A 14602-nucleotide genomic window follows, 5' to 3' on the forward strand; every position below is an offset into this window, starting at 1 on the left:
GGGGCCTTCCGCGCGCCGTTGCCGTTTCGGCGGCCACGGTTCCCGCGCAGGACGCTGGCCGAATCCGGTGCGCGCGCGCTTAAATCGGCGGCATGGAGGATTTCGAGCTTTTCCGCCGTCTGGGTCTTGCGCTGGCCATCGGGCTTCTGTTCGGGCTGGAACGGGGCTGGCATGCCCGCGAGGAGCCCGAGGGCGAGCGGGTGGCCGGGCTGCGCACCTTCGGGTTGACCGGGCTGCTGGGCGGGGTCTGCGGCTGGCTGGGGATACTGGTCGGGCCGGTTTTCCCGGGGCTGGCCTTCGTGGCCATGGCGGCGCTTGTCGCGGTGACCTACTGGGCGCAGATCGAGGAGAACGAGGATCAGGGCCTGACCACCGAGGTCGCGCTGTTGCTGACCTTTGCGCTGGGGGCGGCGGCGTTGCTGGGCGACATGGCGGCGGCGGCGGCCGTGGCGGTGGTGGCGACGGCGCTGTTGTCGCTCAAGCGGGTGCTGCATGGCTGGGTCGCGCGGATCCGGCAGTTCGAGCTGGCCGCGCTGGTGCAACTGGCCGTCATCTCGGTGGTGATCCTGCCGCTGTTGCCGAACCGGGGATATGGCCCCGGGGCTGCGCTGAACCCGCATGAGCTGTGGCTGGCGGTGGTGATCGTGGCCGGGCTGTCCTTTCTTGGCTATGCGGCGATCCGGGTGGCGGGGGCGGGGCTGGGTGCGGTGATCACGGGGCTGTTCGGGGGGCTGGCCTCCTCGACCTCGACCACGCTGGCGCTGTCGCGGCTGGTGCGCAGCGATGCGCGGCTGGGGCCGGTGATGGCGATCGGCGTGGTGCTGGCGGGATCGGTGACCTTCCTGCGGGTGCTGGTGGTGGGCACGATCTTTGCGCGCGACCTGCTTGCGCCGCTGCTGGTGCCGCTGGGGGCGATGGCGGCGGCGGGCTTTGCCGGGGCGGGTGTTCTGGCGCTGGCGGCGGGGCGGGGGCAGAGGTCGGAGACCGATCTGGACGGGCTGTCGAACCCGCTGGCGCTGGGCACGGCGCTGTCCTTCGGGGCGGTGCTGGTGGGGGTGGTGCTGGCCACCCATTACCTGCAGCTCTGGTTCGGGGCGGGCGGCGTGCTGGCGGTGGCGGCGGCCTCGGGGGTGACGGATGTGGATGCGCTGACGATCACGGTCGCGCGGATGACCCGCGACGGGCTGGGCCTGGAGACCGCTGCGGCCGCCATCGTGCTGGCCGTGTCGGTCAATACGGCGGTCAAGGGCGGTATCGCGGCCGTGCTGGGCGGCGGGCGCTTCGGGCTGCGGGTGCTGGCGGTCTATGCGGTCGTGCTGGCCACCGGGGCGGCGGCGCTTGCGCTGGGCTGAGCGGGCGGGCGCAGCATCGCGGCGATGGCGGCGAATTGCGGGGCCAGCGGGCTGGTCCGGCGCCAGACCATGCCGACGGTGCGTTTCGGGCAGGGCGCGGGCAGGCGCGCGACCGAGACCGCGGCCGAGCGGGTTTCGGTGGGGATGGCCATTTCGGGGATCAGCGTGACGCCGATGCCCGCGCCGACCATCTGCACCAGTGTCGCAAGCGAACTGCCCTCCATCATGTCGCGCGCGGCGCGGGTCGTGGGGGCGCAGAAGGACAGCGCCTGATCGCGGAAGCAATGCCCCTCCTCCAGCAGCAGAAGCCGCATCTCGCGCAGCGTTTCGGGGCAGGGGACCGGCCTGTGGGCATCGGCAAGCGGGCGGACAAGGACGAAATCCTCGTCGAAGAGCGGTTCCTCGTGCAATGCGGGTTCCGAGACGGGCAGCGCGACGATGGCCAGATCCATCCGCCCCTCGACCAGATCGCGGATCAGGACCTGGGTGACGGCTTCGCGCGGGCGGATGTCGAGATCGGGATTGCGGGCCGCGAGATCCTTGATGAGGCCGGGCAGGAGATAGGGCGCGATGGTGGGGATCACCCCGATCCGCAACCGCCCGGTCAGCCCGCCACGCGCGGCGCGGGCCAGATCGTCCAGTTCCTCGACAGCGCGCAGGATGTCGCGGGCGCGTTCGGCCAGCGCCTCGCCCAGCCCGGACAGGCGGATCTGGCGGGTGCCGCGTTCGATCAGGGGGGCGCCCAGCAACGCCTCGAGCTCCTTGACCTGCACCGACAGGGCGGGTTGCGAGATGCCGCAATCCTCGGCGGCGCGGCCGAAATGGCGGTGCCGGGCGAGCGCCTCGAAATAGCGCAGATGCTTGAGGGTGAGGCTTATCATAGGCTGGGATTATCACTGTCATTAGAACTTCAAAATTCCAATAATGATAATAGGTGCTAGAAGCAATCTGTGATCCGGGGGCGGATTCGCGCGGGAGTGGCACGGCACGGAGGCTGGCCGCCCCTTCCCGACCCCCGGCCAATGACCATCAGAGGAGAACCCGAATGGACGGAAACGACATGGCGACCGGCAAATGCCCGGTGATGCATGGCGGGAACACCGCGATGAACACGAGTGTCATGGATTGGTGGCCGAACGCGCTGAACCTGGACATCCTGCATCAGCACGACACCAAGACCAACCCGCTGAAGGGGTTCGACTACCGCGAGGCGGTCAAGACGCTGGATTTCGACGCGATCAAGGCCGATCTGCGCGCGCTGATGACCGACAGCCAGGACTGGTGGCCGGCCGATTGGGGCCATTACGGCGGGTTGATGATCCGCATGGCCTGGCACGCGGCGGGCACCTACCGGATCGCCGATGGCCGCGGCGGCGGGGGCACCGGCAACCAGCGTTTCGCGCCGCTGAACTCCTGGCCCGACAACGTGAGCCTGGACAAGGCGCGGCGGCTGCTGTGGCCGGTCAAGAAGAAATACGGCAACCGGATCAGCTGGGCCGACCTCATCATCCTGGCGGGCAACGTGGCCTATGAATCCATGGGGCTGAAGACCTATGGCTTCGCCTTCGGCCGCGAGGATATCTGGCATCCCGAAAAGGACATCTACTGGGGCGCCGAGAAGGAATGGCTGGCGCCGTCGGATTCGCGCTACGAGGATCTCGACAATCCCGCGACCATGGAGAACCCGCTGGCAGCGGTGCAGATGGGCCTGATCTACGTCAACCCCGAGGGCGTGAACGGCCAGCCCGACCCGCTGAAGACCGCGCTTCAGGTGCGCGAGACCTTTGCCCGGATGGCGATGAACGACGAGGAGACCGTCGCGCTGACCGCGGGCGGGCACACTGTCGGCAAGTGCCACGGCAATGGCGATGCCAGCCTGCTGGGGCCGAATCCCGAGGCCGCGGATGTCTGCGAACAGGGCTTTGGCTGGTCGAACCCGAACCAGTCGGGCAAGGGCCGCTACACCGTGACCAGCGGCATCGAGGGCGCCTGGACGACCCATCCGACCAAGTGGGACAACGGCTATTTCTACCTGCTCTTCACCTATGAGTGGGAGCTGAAGAAATCCCCCGCCGGTGCATGGCAATGGGAGCCGGTCGGCATCAAGGAAGAAGACAAGCCGGTGGATGTCGAGGATCCCTCAATCCGCTACAACCCGATCATGACCGATGCCGACATGGCGATGAAGATGGACCCGGTCTATCGCGAGATCTCCGAGCGGTTCTACAAGGATCCGGACTATTTCACCGAGGTCTTCGCCCGGGCCTGGTTCAAGCTGACCCATCGCGACATGGGACCGAAGGCGCGCTATATCGGCCCCGAGGCGCCGACCGAGGATCTGATCTGGCAGGATCCGGTGCCTGCGGGCGCGACCTCCTATGACGTGGCGGCGCTGAAGGCGAAGATCGCGGGGTCCGGCCTGTCGATCGCCGAGATGGTCGCCACCGCCTGGGACAGCGCGCGGACCTTCCGCGGGTCGGACATGCGGGGCGGTGCCAATGGCGCGCGCATCCGCCTGGCGCCCCAGAAGGACTGGGAGGGCAACGAGCCCGCGCGGCTGCAAAAGGTGCTGGCGGTTCTGGAGCCGCTGGCCGCCGAGGCGGGCGCGTCGCTGGCCGATACCATCGTGCTGGCCGGCAATGTCGGGATCGAACAGGCCGCCAGGGCCGCGGGCCATGACATCGAGGTGCCCTTTGCGCCGGGCCGCGGGGACGCGACCGAGGCGATGACCGACGCGGCGTCCTTCGACGTGCTGGAACCGCTGGCCGATGGCTACCGGAACTGGATGAAGAAGGATTACGTCGTCAGCCCCGAGGAACTGCTGCTGGACCGCACGCAGCTGATGGGCCTGACCGCGCCCGAGATGACCGTTCTGGTCGGCGGGATGCGGGTGCTGGGGACCAACCATGGCGGCACCCGGCATGGCGTGTTCACCGACCGCGAAGGCGCGCTGACGAACGACTTCTTCGTCAACCTGACCGACATGGCCTATAAATGGGTTCCGGCGGGCAATGGCGTCTACGAGATCCGCGAGCGCAAGTCGGATGCGGTGAAGTGGACCGCGACGCGCACGGATCTGGTGTTCGGCTCGAACTCGATCCTGCGGTCCTATGCCGAGATCTATGCCCAGGACGACAATGCCGGGAAGTTCGTTCAGGACTTCGTGGCGGCCTGGACCAAGGTGATGAACGCCGACCGCTTCGACCTGGCGGCGTGAACGAAAAGGGCCACCCCCGCCTGCGCGCGGGGTGGCCCCTTGCCCCCTGGGGGGCGTCAGCGGGAGGCGGGGGCGTAGAGCCCTTCGTAGATCGGGGCCAGCGTCTCGTGCTCGAACAGCGACGAGACGGACGTGCCCTGCCAAATATTCATGATCGCCTGGGCAAACAGCGGCGCGGTGGGCACGATCCGGATGTTGTGGGCGGCCTGGACCTGCTCGGTCGGCTGGATCGAATCCGTCACCACCACCGTTTTCAGCCGCGAGCCGGTGATGCGTTCCACCGCGGGCCCGGAAAAAACGCCGTGGCTGATATAGGCGTGCACCTCTTCGGCGCCGGCCTCGATCAGCTTGTCGGCGGCCTTGACCAGCGTTCCGGCCGTGTCGCACAGGTCGTCGACGATGAAGCAGATCTGGCCCTCGACCTCGCCGATCACGGTCATCTCGGCCACCTCGCCGGGGCGCGAGCGGCGCTTGTCGACGATGGCCAGCCCCGCGCCGATCCGCTGCGCCAGTTCGCGGGCGCGCGCCACGCCGCCGACATCGGGCGAGACCACGGTGATCTTGTCGCCGATGCCGTTGAACTGATGCGCGATGTCCAGCGCGAAGATCGGCGAGGCATAGAGGTTGTCGACGGGGATGTCGAAGAAGCCCTGGATCTGGGCGGCGTGCAGATCCATCGTCAGGATCCGCTCGATCCCCGACTCGGTCAGCAGGTTGGCGACCAGCTTGGCGCTGATCGGGGTGCGGGCCTTGGTGCGGCGGTCCTGGCGGGCATAGCCGAAATAGGGGATGACGGCGGTGATCCGCGCGGCCGACGAGCGGCGCAGCGCATCGGAAATGATCATCAATTCCATCAGGTTGTCATTGGCCGGGTTCGAGGTCGGCTGGATGATGAACATGTCCTCGCCGCGGACATTCTCGTAGACCTCGACGAAGATTTCCTGGTCGTTGAACCGTTCGACCCGGGCATCGACGAGGTTGACGTTCACCCCCCGATGCATCGACATCCGCCGGGCGATGGCGGAGCCGAGCGGACGGTTGGCATTGCCCGAAATCAGTTTCGGTTCGTGGATGTTGTGCATCTGGAGGATCCTTGGGCGGCAGCGGATTCGTGACGGTCGCGTGACGTTGACAGCGCTTATCACCCGGTTACGGTCTTGAAAACCTAGTGAGGGGGACAGGCACAAGATGGCCCATATCGACTATTACTTCACGGCGGTTTCGCCCTTCTGCTATCTCGCGGGCCTGCGGCTGGAGGAGATCGCCGCGCGCCATGGGGCCACGATCACCTACAAGCCCGTGGACATGATCGCGCTGTTCGCGCGGACGGGGGGCGTGGCGTTGCCGGATCGGCCGGACTGCCGGAAGGCCTATCGGCTGCAGGAAATCCGGCGGCAGGCGGCGAAGCGGGGTTTGCCTATCGTTTTGAAACCGAAGCATTTCCCGACGAACCCGGCGCCTGCCGCCTATGCGATCATCGCGGCGCAGGCGGCGGGGGGCGGGGATCTGGGCGGGCTGGTGCATGGGGTGCTGCGCGCCTGCTGGGCCGAGGAGCGGGACGTGGCCGAGGATGCGGTGATCCGCGAGTGCCTGTCGGCGGCGGGGTTCGATTCCGCCTTGGCGGACAAGGGGTTGCTGGCCGGGGCCGAGACCTATGCGGCCAACCTGGAAGAAGCCACCGCGCGGGGCGTTTTCGGGGCGCCCTTCTACATCACGGATGGGGATGAACGGTTCTGGGGGCAGGACCGGCTGGAGGATCTGGACCTGCATCTGGCGGGCAGGCTGTAGCGGGACCGGGCCGGAATCGGCGATCTGAATTCGATCTGAATTCCATCGGAATTCCATCGGACTTCCGTATGGGGTCTTGCGGGCGGGGAATACGCGCGGGCCGGTCGATGGTTGCGCCTGCGGGGGCGGCCCTGCGGAACGGAAAACGCCCCGGACCGGGGTCCGGGGCGCGCGGGCGTTGCTTGTCGGGGGGCGGACGGGGCGGAGGGCTCAGCCCGGGACGTGGACCGGCGCGGGCGCGGGGCCGCCCTCGACCAGCCGGAGGAAGGCGTCGATCTCGTCATCCGTGGTGCACCAGGAACAGACGAGCCGCGCCGAAAGCGGCTGATCGCCGGGGCCGTCAAGCGACTGGTCCATCGGCCAGAGGTAATATTGCGCGCCCGCTTTCTGTGCCCGGCGATGGCCCTCGCGCGGCCAGGCGGCGAAGACGGAATTGGCCTGGGTCGGGTGCAGCAGCGTGGCGCCGGGCAGGGCCGTGATGCCGGTGGACAGGCGCTGGGCGGCGGCGTTCGCGCGGGTGGCCATCTTGCGCCACAGATCGTCCTTGAGATAGGCGCCCATCTGGGCCGAAAGGTAGCGGTGCTTGGAAAACAGATGCCCGCCGCGCTTGCGCCGCAGTTCGAATTCCCAGGCGCGGGCGGGGTCGAACAGCACGACCGCCTCGACCCCCATCAGCCCGTTCTTGGTGCCGCCGAAGGTCAGCACGTCGATGCCCGCCTTCCATGTCATCTCGGCCGGGCTGCATCCGGCCGAGACCAGCGCATTGGCAAAGCGTGCGCCGTCCATGTGGACCGGCAGGTCTGCCGCCCGGGCCACGGCGCAGATCGCCGCCACCTCGGCGGGGGAATAGACCGCGCCCGCCTCGGTCGCGTTGGTGATCGTGACCGCGCCGCGCTGGACATTGTGCACGCCCGCCCGTGCGGTGAAGCCGATGGCGCGCGCCAGCGCGTCGGGGTCGACCTTTGCATGATCGCCGCCCACCAGCGTCAGCTTGGCGCCGCCGGTGAAGAATTCGGGGGCGCCGCATTCGTCCTCTTCGACATGGGCGTTCCGGTGGCAATAGACCGTGGCCCAGGGCGGGCAGAGGCAGGCCAGCGCCAGTGCATTCGCCGCGGTGCCGGTGGCGACCAGATAGACCTCGGCCTCGGGCGCCTCGAAGGCGATGCGGATCGCGTCGCGCACGTCGGTCGTGGTCACGTCATTGCCATAGGGCATGGCATGGCCGTGATTGGCCTCGATCATCGCCTCGAGGATCTGGGGCGGGACGGGCGCGGTGTTGTCCGAGGCGAAATGCACGATCAAAGCTCCTCTTCGATGATGTGGTCTTCCCACTCGTCGAGGGGAATATCGAATTCGGGCAGTGTCCAGCCCCTTACCGATGCGCCCGCCCGGTGAACGCTTTCGGCATCGCCCGAGACCAGCGGGTGCCAGTCGGCAAGCGGCTTGCCCTCCCAGACCCGACGATAGGCGCAGGAGGCGGGCATCCAATAGGCGATCTCGGCGATGTTTTTCGGCGTCAGCACCACGCATTCGGGCACGATGGCCTTGCGGCAGTCGTAATTGCCGCAGCGGCAGGTGTCGCCGTCCAGAAGGCGGCAGGCGATGCGGGTAAAGACCACCTCGCCGGTATCGGCATCTTCCAGCTTGTTCAGGCAGCACTTGCCGCAGCCGTCGCAGAGCGCCTCCCATTCGTGGGGGGTCAGCTTCTTCATCGGCACCTTTTCCCAGAAGCGGGGGCGCAGGCCGATGCGGTCGATGGGGTCGGACATGGCTCAGGGCCGCCAGGGCAGGGGCGGGTCCCGGGCGAGGATCTCGCGGGCGCGGGTGCAATCCCGCTCGATCTGGGCGACCAGGGCGTTGAGGCTGTCATATTTCGCCTCGTCGCGCAGGAACTCGACCAGCGCGACCGACAGATGCGTGCCGTAAAGATCGCCCTTGAAGTCGAACAGGTAGCTTTCGCAGTTCGGGACATTCTCGCCGAACATCGGGCGCACCCCGATCGAGGCGACGCCGTCATGGCTGCCGGCATGCGGGCCGGACAGCACATCGACGCGCACCGCGTAGACGCCGAAGCGCGGGCGGTGCAGGCCGTGGATCGACATGTTGGCGGTGGGATAGCCCAGCGCATGGCCGCGCGAATCGCCGTGCAGCACCTCGCCCTCGATCCGGTGCCAATGGCCCAGCATCGCGGCGGCATCGCGCGGGCGGCCATCGGTCAGCGCCTCGCGGATCGCGGTCGAGGAGACCTCGCCCGCGGCGTTTTCCAGCAGATCGGCGGCGGTCACGCGGAAGCCCAGCTCGTCGCCGAACTGGCGCAACGCGGCGACATCGCCCGCGCGTCCCTTGCCGAAGCGGAAATCCTGGCCGATGACGACATGGGCCAGCCCCAGCCCCTCATGCAGCACCTCGCGGGCGAAGGCTTCGGGGGTCAGGGCGGCCAGCCTGCCGTCGAAGGGCAGTTCGTAAAGGTGGTCGATGCCGAGTTTCGCCAGCCGGTTCGAGCGCGCCTCGGCATTCATCAGCCGGAAGGGGGCGGCGTCGGGGGCGAAATGCTGGCGCGGATGGGGTTCGAAGGTGACGACGCCCAGCGGCACGCCGCGCCGGGCGGCCTCGGCCCGGGCAAGCTCGATCACGCTGCGATGGCCCAGATGCACGCCATCGAAATTGCCGATGGCGGCCACCGCGCCGCGCTCGCCCAGGGGGGCGCCTGCCCATGTCGTGAAGGTCTTCATCGGCCCCGGATTGCACCCAAGGCCGGGCGGCGTCAATCGAATTTCTTGGTCGGCGCCAGCACCGTCGCCTCGCCCTTGAGGACGGGCTTGCCATTGACCAGGCAGCGGGTGTCCAGCGTCACGCGGCGCTTGCCGTAGTCGATGGCCATCACCTCGACCTCGGCCAGGACGACATCGCCGGGGCGCACGGGGGCGAGGAATTTCAGGGTCTGGCCCAGATAGATCGTGCCATGGCCCGGAAGCTGTTCGCCGATCACCGCCGAGATCAGCCCCGCGGTCAGCATGCCATGCGCGATGCGGCCCTCGAAGATCGTCGCCATCGCGTAATCGTCGTCCAGATGCACCGGGTTGCGGTCGGTCGAGACCTCGGCAAACATCTCGATATCGCGGTTCGTCACTTCCTTGCGGAGGTGGCGGATCATGCCGATCTCGAGATCCTCGATGCAGATGGTTCCGCGTGGCATGTTGTCGAGCATTCCCCCGGCTCCCCGGATTCTGATGTTGCAGCGCAGCATAGCGAAGCCGATCCGAGGCTGCAACGGCGAAGGGTAATATACCGTTACAGAAGATGCGAGTGTCGCAACTTTGTTGCGTGCGGGACCCGGCCTAGCGCAGGAAGCCCATGGCGTAGGTGGCGCTGGCCATTTCGCGGGAGAGAAAGGCGTTCAGCGCGGCGGGGTCGGGGTCGCGCGCGGTGTTCGTTTCCTGCGCGGCCAGCCCGCCGGTGATGAAGAGCGAATCGAGATCCTCGCCCAGCGCGCCGCGAATGTCGGTCGCGATGCCGTCGCCGATGCAGAGGATCTGGTAATCGGGCACCTCGGCGATCTGTGCCAGCCGCTGGCGGGCGAGGTCGTAGATCGGCGGGTGCGGCTTGCCGAAGTAAAGGCTTTCGCCGCCCATCTCGGTATAAAGCTGCGCGACCGCGCCGCCGCACCATTCCCGCGTCTCGCCCCGGTCCACTACGATATCGGGATTGGCGCAGAGCAGCTTCAGGCCCTTGTTCTTGGCGTAAAGCAGTTGCGGGCGCAACTCGGCGGGGTCGGCATGGGCGTCGAAGGGGCCGGTGCAGACGATGCCCTCGGCCTGATCCAGCGGGACACGCTCGATCGCGACGGGGTTCTCGACGATGCGGATCGGGTCGAAGAAGGACTCGTCCTCGTCGGTGCCCATGAAGAAGACCCGCTGCCCGACCGCGCCGCGGAACATCGCCATGCGGGCGGCATCGCCCGAGGTGGCGATGGTGTCCCAGCAATCGGTGGGCACGCCGATCCGGTCAAGCTGGCCTTCGACCGCCTTGCGATGGCGCGGCGCGTTGGTCAGCAGGACCACCACGCCGCCGGCCGCCTTGTAGTGCTGCAACGCGGCGACGGCCTCGGGGAACGGCTCGCGCCCATTGTGCACGCAGCCCCACAGATCGACGAAAAGCGCGCGGTAGCGGGCGGAGACCTCGTCGAGGCGGTCGATGATCTGCGTCATGGGCGGTCCTTGAAGCGGGGCGCCGCGATGGGCGCCCCCTTGGAGTCAGAGTTGCAGGGCGGGCAGGATCTGTTTCTTCCGGCTCATGATGCCGGGCAGAACCACGGTGTCGCCCTCGACCGTGGCGGCAAAGCTCTTCTCGGCCAGCGTCTTGACCAGATCGTTCGGCACCAGAAGCGTTGCCTCTTCGCGCAGGATGTCGACAACGAAGAGAAGCACCTGATCGGCGCCGTCTTCCTGCGCCACGGTGACCATCGACTCCATCAGGCTGGCCTTGCGGTCGAGCACGGTTTTCGGCGAGGTGGTTTCCAGAACCGACACGCGGAACTGCTTGCCCGCGATCTCGAACTCCTTGGAATCCATCCGCAGCAGTTCGGCATCCGAAAAGGCCGACACGTCGGATTTTGCCGCGAACATCTCGGCGGCGTAATCGGGGATCGAGACACCCAGATCGGCGGCCAGCGCCTCGGCCAGCGCGCGGTCCGCGGGCGTCGTGGTGGGCGAGCGGAATTCCAGCGTGTCGGACAGGATGCAGGACAGCATCGTGCCCTTGATCGCCGCGGGCATCTTCGCGGCGTCCGCGCCCATCAGGTCATGCATGATGGTGGCGGTGCAGGCGACGGGGCGCACGGTGATCTCGATCGGGCTGCGCGTCTTGAGCCCGCCGACCAGCATGTGATGGTCGATCAGCGCGATGACATTGGCCTCGTTGATCGAGGCGGGCAGTTCGGCGGGGTTGTTGGTGTCCACGACCACCACATCCTCGCCCGCCGCGACGTCGGCGATGATCTCGGGCTGGTCGAGGGCCCAGCGGCCGAGCACGAATTTCGCCTCGGTATTGGGCTCGCCCAGCAGCTTGGCCTCGGCCTGGCGGCCCTGGATTTCGGAAAGATACCAGGCCCAGATGATCGGCGAGCCGGTGGAATCGGTGTCGGGGGACTTGTGGCCAAGGACCTTGATCGTCATGGGGATGTCCGCTTGTCAGGAATGTCGGTCGGGCGCCCTTATAGGCAGGGGCGCGGGGCTTGTCACGGGGGCGGCGGGCAAAGCTTTCATGACGGTGAGCGCGCCGTGTTTTACAGGGGCAGGCGCAAGAATTTTTTCGCCCTGCGGCGTCTTGACAGGCATTCGGCTTGTGCCTAACTCAGCGGCGTTAGCACTCGATGGGTGCGAGTGACAACAGATCACACCCTGAACCAAGGAGCGTTCAAAGATGGCATTCAAACCGCTGCATGACCGGGTTCTGGTCCGCCGTGTCGAAAGCGACGAGAAGACCAAAGGCGGTCTGATCATTCCCGACAGCGCGAAGGAAAAACCGGCCGAGGGCGAAGTCATCGCCTGTGGCGACGGCGCCCGCAAGGATTCCGGCGAACTGATCGAAATGGCCGTGAAGGCCGGTGACCGCGTCCTCTTCGGCAAGTGGTCGGGCACCGAGGTGACGATCGACGGCGAAGACCTGCTGATCATGAAGGAAAGCGACATCCTCGGCGTCATCGCCTGAGCCGTCGCAGAAACGTAATTCGGACAACCAGGAGCAAGCGCAATGGCTGCCAAGGACGTCAAATTCTCTACCGATGCCCGCAACCGCATGCTGAAGGGTGTGAACACCCTCGCCGACGCGGTGAAGGTTACCCTGGGCCCCAAGGGCCGCAACGTCGTCATCGAGAAATCCTTCGGGGCGCCCCGGATCACCAAGGACGGCGTGACCGTCGCCAAGGAGATCGAACTGGAGGACAAGTTCGAGAACATGGGCGCGCAGATGGTCAAGGAAGTGGCCAGCCGCACCAATGACGAGGCCGGCGACGGCACCACCACCGCCACCGTTCTGGCCCAGGCCATCGTCCGCGAAGGCATGAAGTCGGTCGCCGCGGGCATGAACCCGATGGATCTGAAGCGCGGCATCGACCTGGCCACCAGTGCCGTGGTCGAGGCGATCAAATCCGCCTCGCGCCCGGTGAGCGACAGCGACGAGGTCGCGCAGGTCGGCACCATCTCCGCGAATGGCGAGGCCAATATCGGCCGCTTCATCGCCGACGCGATGCAGAAGGTCGGCAATGACGGCGTCATCACCGTCGAAGAGAACAAGGGCATGGAGACCGAGGTCGAGGTCGTCGAAGGCATGCAGTTCGACCGCGGCTACCTGTCGCCCTATTTCGTGACCAATGCCGACAAGATGGCCGCGGAACTGGAAGACTGCCTCATCCTGCTGCACGAGAAGAAGCTCTCTTCGCTGCAGCCGATGGTGCCGCTGCTCGAGGCCGTGATCCAGTCGCAGAAGCCGCTGCTGATCATCGCCGAGGACGTGGAAGGCGAGGCGCTGGCCACGCTGGTGGTCAACAAGCTGCGTGGCGGCCTGAAGATTGCCGCCGTCAAGGCGCCGGGCTTCGGCGATCGCCGCAAGGCCATGCTGCAGGACATCGCGATCCTCACGGGTGGCCAGGTGATCTCGGAAGACCTGGGCATGAAGCTGGAAAACGTGACCCTCGACATGCTGGGCCGCGCCAAGAAGGTCCTGATCAAGAAGGACGACACCACGATCATCGACGGTGCCGGCGACAAGGCCGAGATCGAGGCCCGCGTCGGCCAGATCCGCGCCCAGATCGAGGAAACCAGCTCGGACTACGACCGCGAGAAGCTGCAGGAGCGTGTCGCGAAACTGGCCGGTGGCGTTGCCGTCATCCGCGTCGGCGGCATGACCGAGATCGAGGTCAAGGAGCGCAAGGACCGCGTCGATGACGCGCTCAACGCGACCCGCGCGGCCGTGCAGGAAGGCATCGTGGTCGGCGGCGGCGTCGCGCTGGTGCAGGCGGGCAAGGTGCTCGAGGGCATGACCGGCGCCAACGAGGACCAGAACACCGGCATCGCGATCATCCGCAAGGCGCTGGAAGCGCCGCTGCGCCAGATCGCCGAGAACGCCGGTGTGGACGGCGCCGTGGTCGCGGGCAAGGTGCGTGAAAGCGCCGAAGCCAATTTCGGCTTCAACGCCCAGACCGAGGAATATGGCGACATGTTCAAGTTCGGCGTGATCGACCCGGCCAAGGTGACCCGCACCGCGCTGGAAGACGCGGCCTCCGTGGCGGGCCTGCTGATCACCACCGAGGCGATGGTGGCCGACAAGCCCGAGCCGAAAGGCGCCGGTGCCGGCGCCGGCATGCCCGACATGGGCGGCATGGGCGGCATGATGTAAGCCACCCCTCGGGATGGATCGGAATGGGGCCGCGTTTCGCGGCCCCTTCTTTTTTTGTCCTGACGCGCGTATCTGGAAACGGTCGGACTGTTGACGGAGTGGGGTCGATGACACGCAAGCCCGGCCTGCTGGCCGCTTCATGCCTCGCGTTCATCGCGGGAAGCGCCCGGGCAGAAATCTGCGACTACAAACCCTCGAAGCTCGTCGGAAATGCGGCGACGGCGGTGGGGGCGTCCGTCGCCGGTGGTGCCGACGCAGCGGGTATCGCGTTGAAGGCGGCGGGCTATTACACGCTGTTGCATTCAGGGTCCGGCCTGACCATGCTGGGATCGACGGCGGCCGGGGCGTCGGCAGCCGGAACCGTCGGAATAATCGCCGGGACGGCCGGTGCCATCGGCAGCATCGGAAGCGTCCTGATGGCCCCCGTCACGGTCGCTCTGGGTGCGGTCGCGTTCGTCGGCGCGGGGGCCTATGAGGGGTTCTGTTACTTCCGGGTGGATCGTGTCACCGACCCCTATGATGTCCGACGGATCATCGAGAGCATCGCCGCCAACGACGACGCGGTTGCAATCGTCCGGACGGCGGACGGGGATGCGATGGAACTTCGGGCCGATGGTGCTGTCGATACGTTCCTCTTGCGCAACCTGTATATCGCAGACGGCCAGTTGAAGCATCGGAAATGGGGGCCGGTTCCGAACCGGACACTCGGGCCGATCGTCTTCGCGGTGCCGCAAGAGGTGGAATAGGGCGCCCGCGCCATCCCTCCCCCGCGACGGAAAGCAAGGTGGCCGCGTTTCGCGGCCCCTTTTTCGTTGCCCGGGGATTGGGCAGCGGGTGGGCGGGGCGGGGC

Annotated in this window: 14 protein-coding genes; 6 read left to right on the forward strand and 8 right to left on the reverse strand. The window is 67.1% G+C overall.

Features of this window, described 5'->3' with window-relative positions; all coding sequences use genetic code 11:
* Nucleotides 1-92 precede the first annotated feature (92 nt).
* Nucleotides 93-1352: an MgtC/SapB family protein gene (locus tag NHN26_RS02385; protein ID WP_253087913.1), complete on the forward strand. Its 1260-nt coding sequence runs from the start codon at nt 93-95 to the stop codon at nt 1350-1352.
* Here the strand turns inward: NHN26_RS02385 and NHN26_RS02390 are convergent.
* A complete protein-coding gene (locus NHN26_RS02390; RefSeq protein ID WP_253087914.1) occupies nt 1304-2233 on the reverse strand; it encodes a hydrogen peroxide-inducible genes activator in 930 nt (309 codons plus the stop codon). The genes NHN26_RS02385 and NHN26_RS02390 overlap by 49 nt on opposite strands.
* A gap of 164 nt (nt 2234-2397) precedes the next feature.
* Between NHN26_RS02390 and katG the strand changes: the two genes are divergently transcribed.
* Nucleotides 2398-4569 (forward strand): catalase/peroxidase HPI, encoded by a 2172-nt coding sequence (katG, locus tag NHN26_RS02395; RefSeq protein WP_253087915.1) that lies wholly within the window; start codon nt 2398-2400, stop codon nt 4567-4569.
* Nucleotides 4570-4625: 56 nt separating this feature from the next.
* On the opposite strand, the gene NHN26_RS02400 is transcribed toward katG, so the two are convergent.
* The gene (locus NHN26_RS02400; RefSeq protein ID WP_253087916.1) at nt 4626-5651 is read right to left on the reverse strand and encodes a ribose-phosphate pyrophosphokinase; all 1026 of its coding nucleotides are present in this window, start codon (nt 5649-5651) and stop codon (nt 4626-4628) included.
* Between the two features lie 106 nt (nt 5652-5757).
* Between NHN26_RS02400 and NHN26_RS02405 the strand changes: the two genes are divergently transcribed.
* Nucleotides 5758-6357, forward strand: a complete 600-nt coding sequence (locus tag NHN26_RS02405; protein ID WP_253087917.1) for a 2-hydroxychromene-2-carboxylate isomerase — start codon at nt 5758-5760, stop codon at nt 6355-6357.
* A gap of 210 nt (nt 6358-6567) precedes the next feature.
* Here the strand turns inward: NHN26_RS02405 and NHN26_RS02410 are convergent, their stop codons facing one another.
* From NHN26_RS02410 to NHN26_RS02435, 6 genes are all read right to left on the reverse strand, one after another.
* On the reverse strand, nt 6568-7653 hold the full coding sequence (locus tag NHN26_RS02410) for a threonine aldolase family protein (RefSeq protein WP_253087918.1): 1086 nt from the start codon (nt 7651-7653) through the stop codon (nt 6568-6570).
* A gap of 2 nt (nt 7654-7655) precedes the next feature.
* Nucleotides 7656-8126, reverse strand: a complete 471-nt coding sequence (locus tag NHN26_RS02415) for a YcgN family cysteine cluster protein (RefSeq protein WP_253087919.1) — start codon at nt 8124-8126, stop codon at nt 7656-7658.
* 3 nt (nt 8127-8129) lie between these two features.
* Nucleotides 8130-9089 carry a bifunctional riboflavin kinase/FAD synthetase gene (locus NHN26_RS02420; RefSeq protein WP_253087920.1) on the reverse strand — a complete coding sequence of 320 codons (960 nt, stop codon included), beginning with the start codon at nt 9087-9089 and terminating at the stop codon, nt 8130-8132.
* A gap of 32 nt (nt 9090-9121) precedes the next feature.
* Entirely contained in the window at nt 9122-9565 is a 444-nt protein-coding gene (locus NHN26_RS02425; RefSeq protein ID WP_253087921.1) for a MaoC family dehydratase, read from the reverse strand.
* 130 nt (nt 9566-9695) lie between these two features.
* The gene (locus tag NHN26_RS02430; protein ID WP_253087922.1) at nt 9696-10565 is read right to left on the reverse strand and encodes a TIGR01459 family HAD-type hydrolase; all 870 of its coding nucleotides are present in this window, start codon (nt 10563-10565) and stop codon (nt 9696-9698) included.
* 45 nt (nt 10566-10610) lie between these two features.
* Nucleotides 10611-11531 (reverse strand): manganese-dependent inorganic pyrophosphatase, encoded by a 921-nt coding sequence (locus NHN26_RS02435; RefSeq protein ID WP_253087923.1) that lies wholly within the window; start codon nt 11529-11531, stop codon nt 10611-10613.
* 247 nt (nt 11532-11778) lie between these two features.
* On the opposite strand from NHN26_RS02435, the gene NHN26_RS02440 reads away from it, so the two are divergent.
* The 3 genes from NHN26_RS02440 (at nt 11779) to NHN26_RS02450 (ending at nt 14498) form a co-directional block, all read left to right on the forward strand.
* Complete coding sequence (locus NHN26_RS02440; RefSeq protein WP_253087924.1) at nt 11779-12066, forward strand: co-chaperone GroES; 288 nt, start codon at nt 11779-11781, stop codon at nt 12064-12066.
* 42 nt (nt 12067-12108) lie between these two features.
* Nucleotides 12109-13752 (forward strand): chaperonin GroEL, encoded by a 1644-nt coding sequence (groL, locus tag NHN26_RS02445; RefSeq protein ID WP_253087925.1) that lies wholly within the window; start codon nt 12109-12111, stop codon nt 13750-13752.
* 107 nt (nt 13753-13859) lie between these two features.
* Nucleotides 13860-14498 (forward strand): hypothetical protein, encoded by a 639-nt coding sequence (locus NHN26_RS02450; protein WP_253087926.1) that lies wholly within the window; start codon nt 13860-13862, stop codon nt 14496-14498.
* Nucleotides 14499-14602: the final 104 nt, after the last annotated feature.

It is taken from the genome of Rhodovulum tesquicola (assembly GCF_024128855.1).
GTDB classification, from domain to species: Bacteria; Pseudomonadota; Alphaproteobacteria; order Rhodobacterales; family Rhodobacteraceae; genus Rhodovulum; species Rhodovulum tesquicola.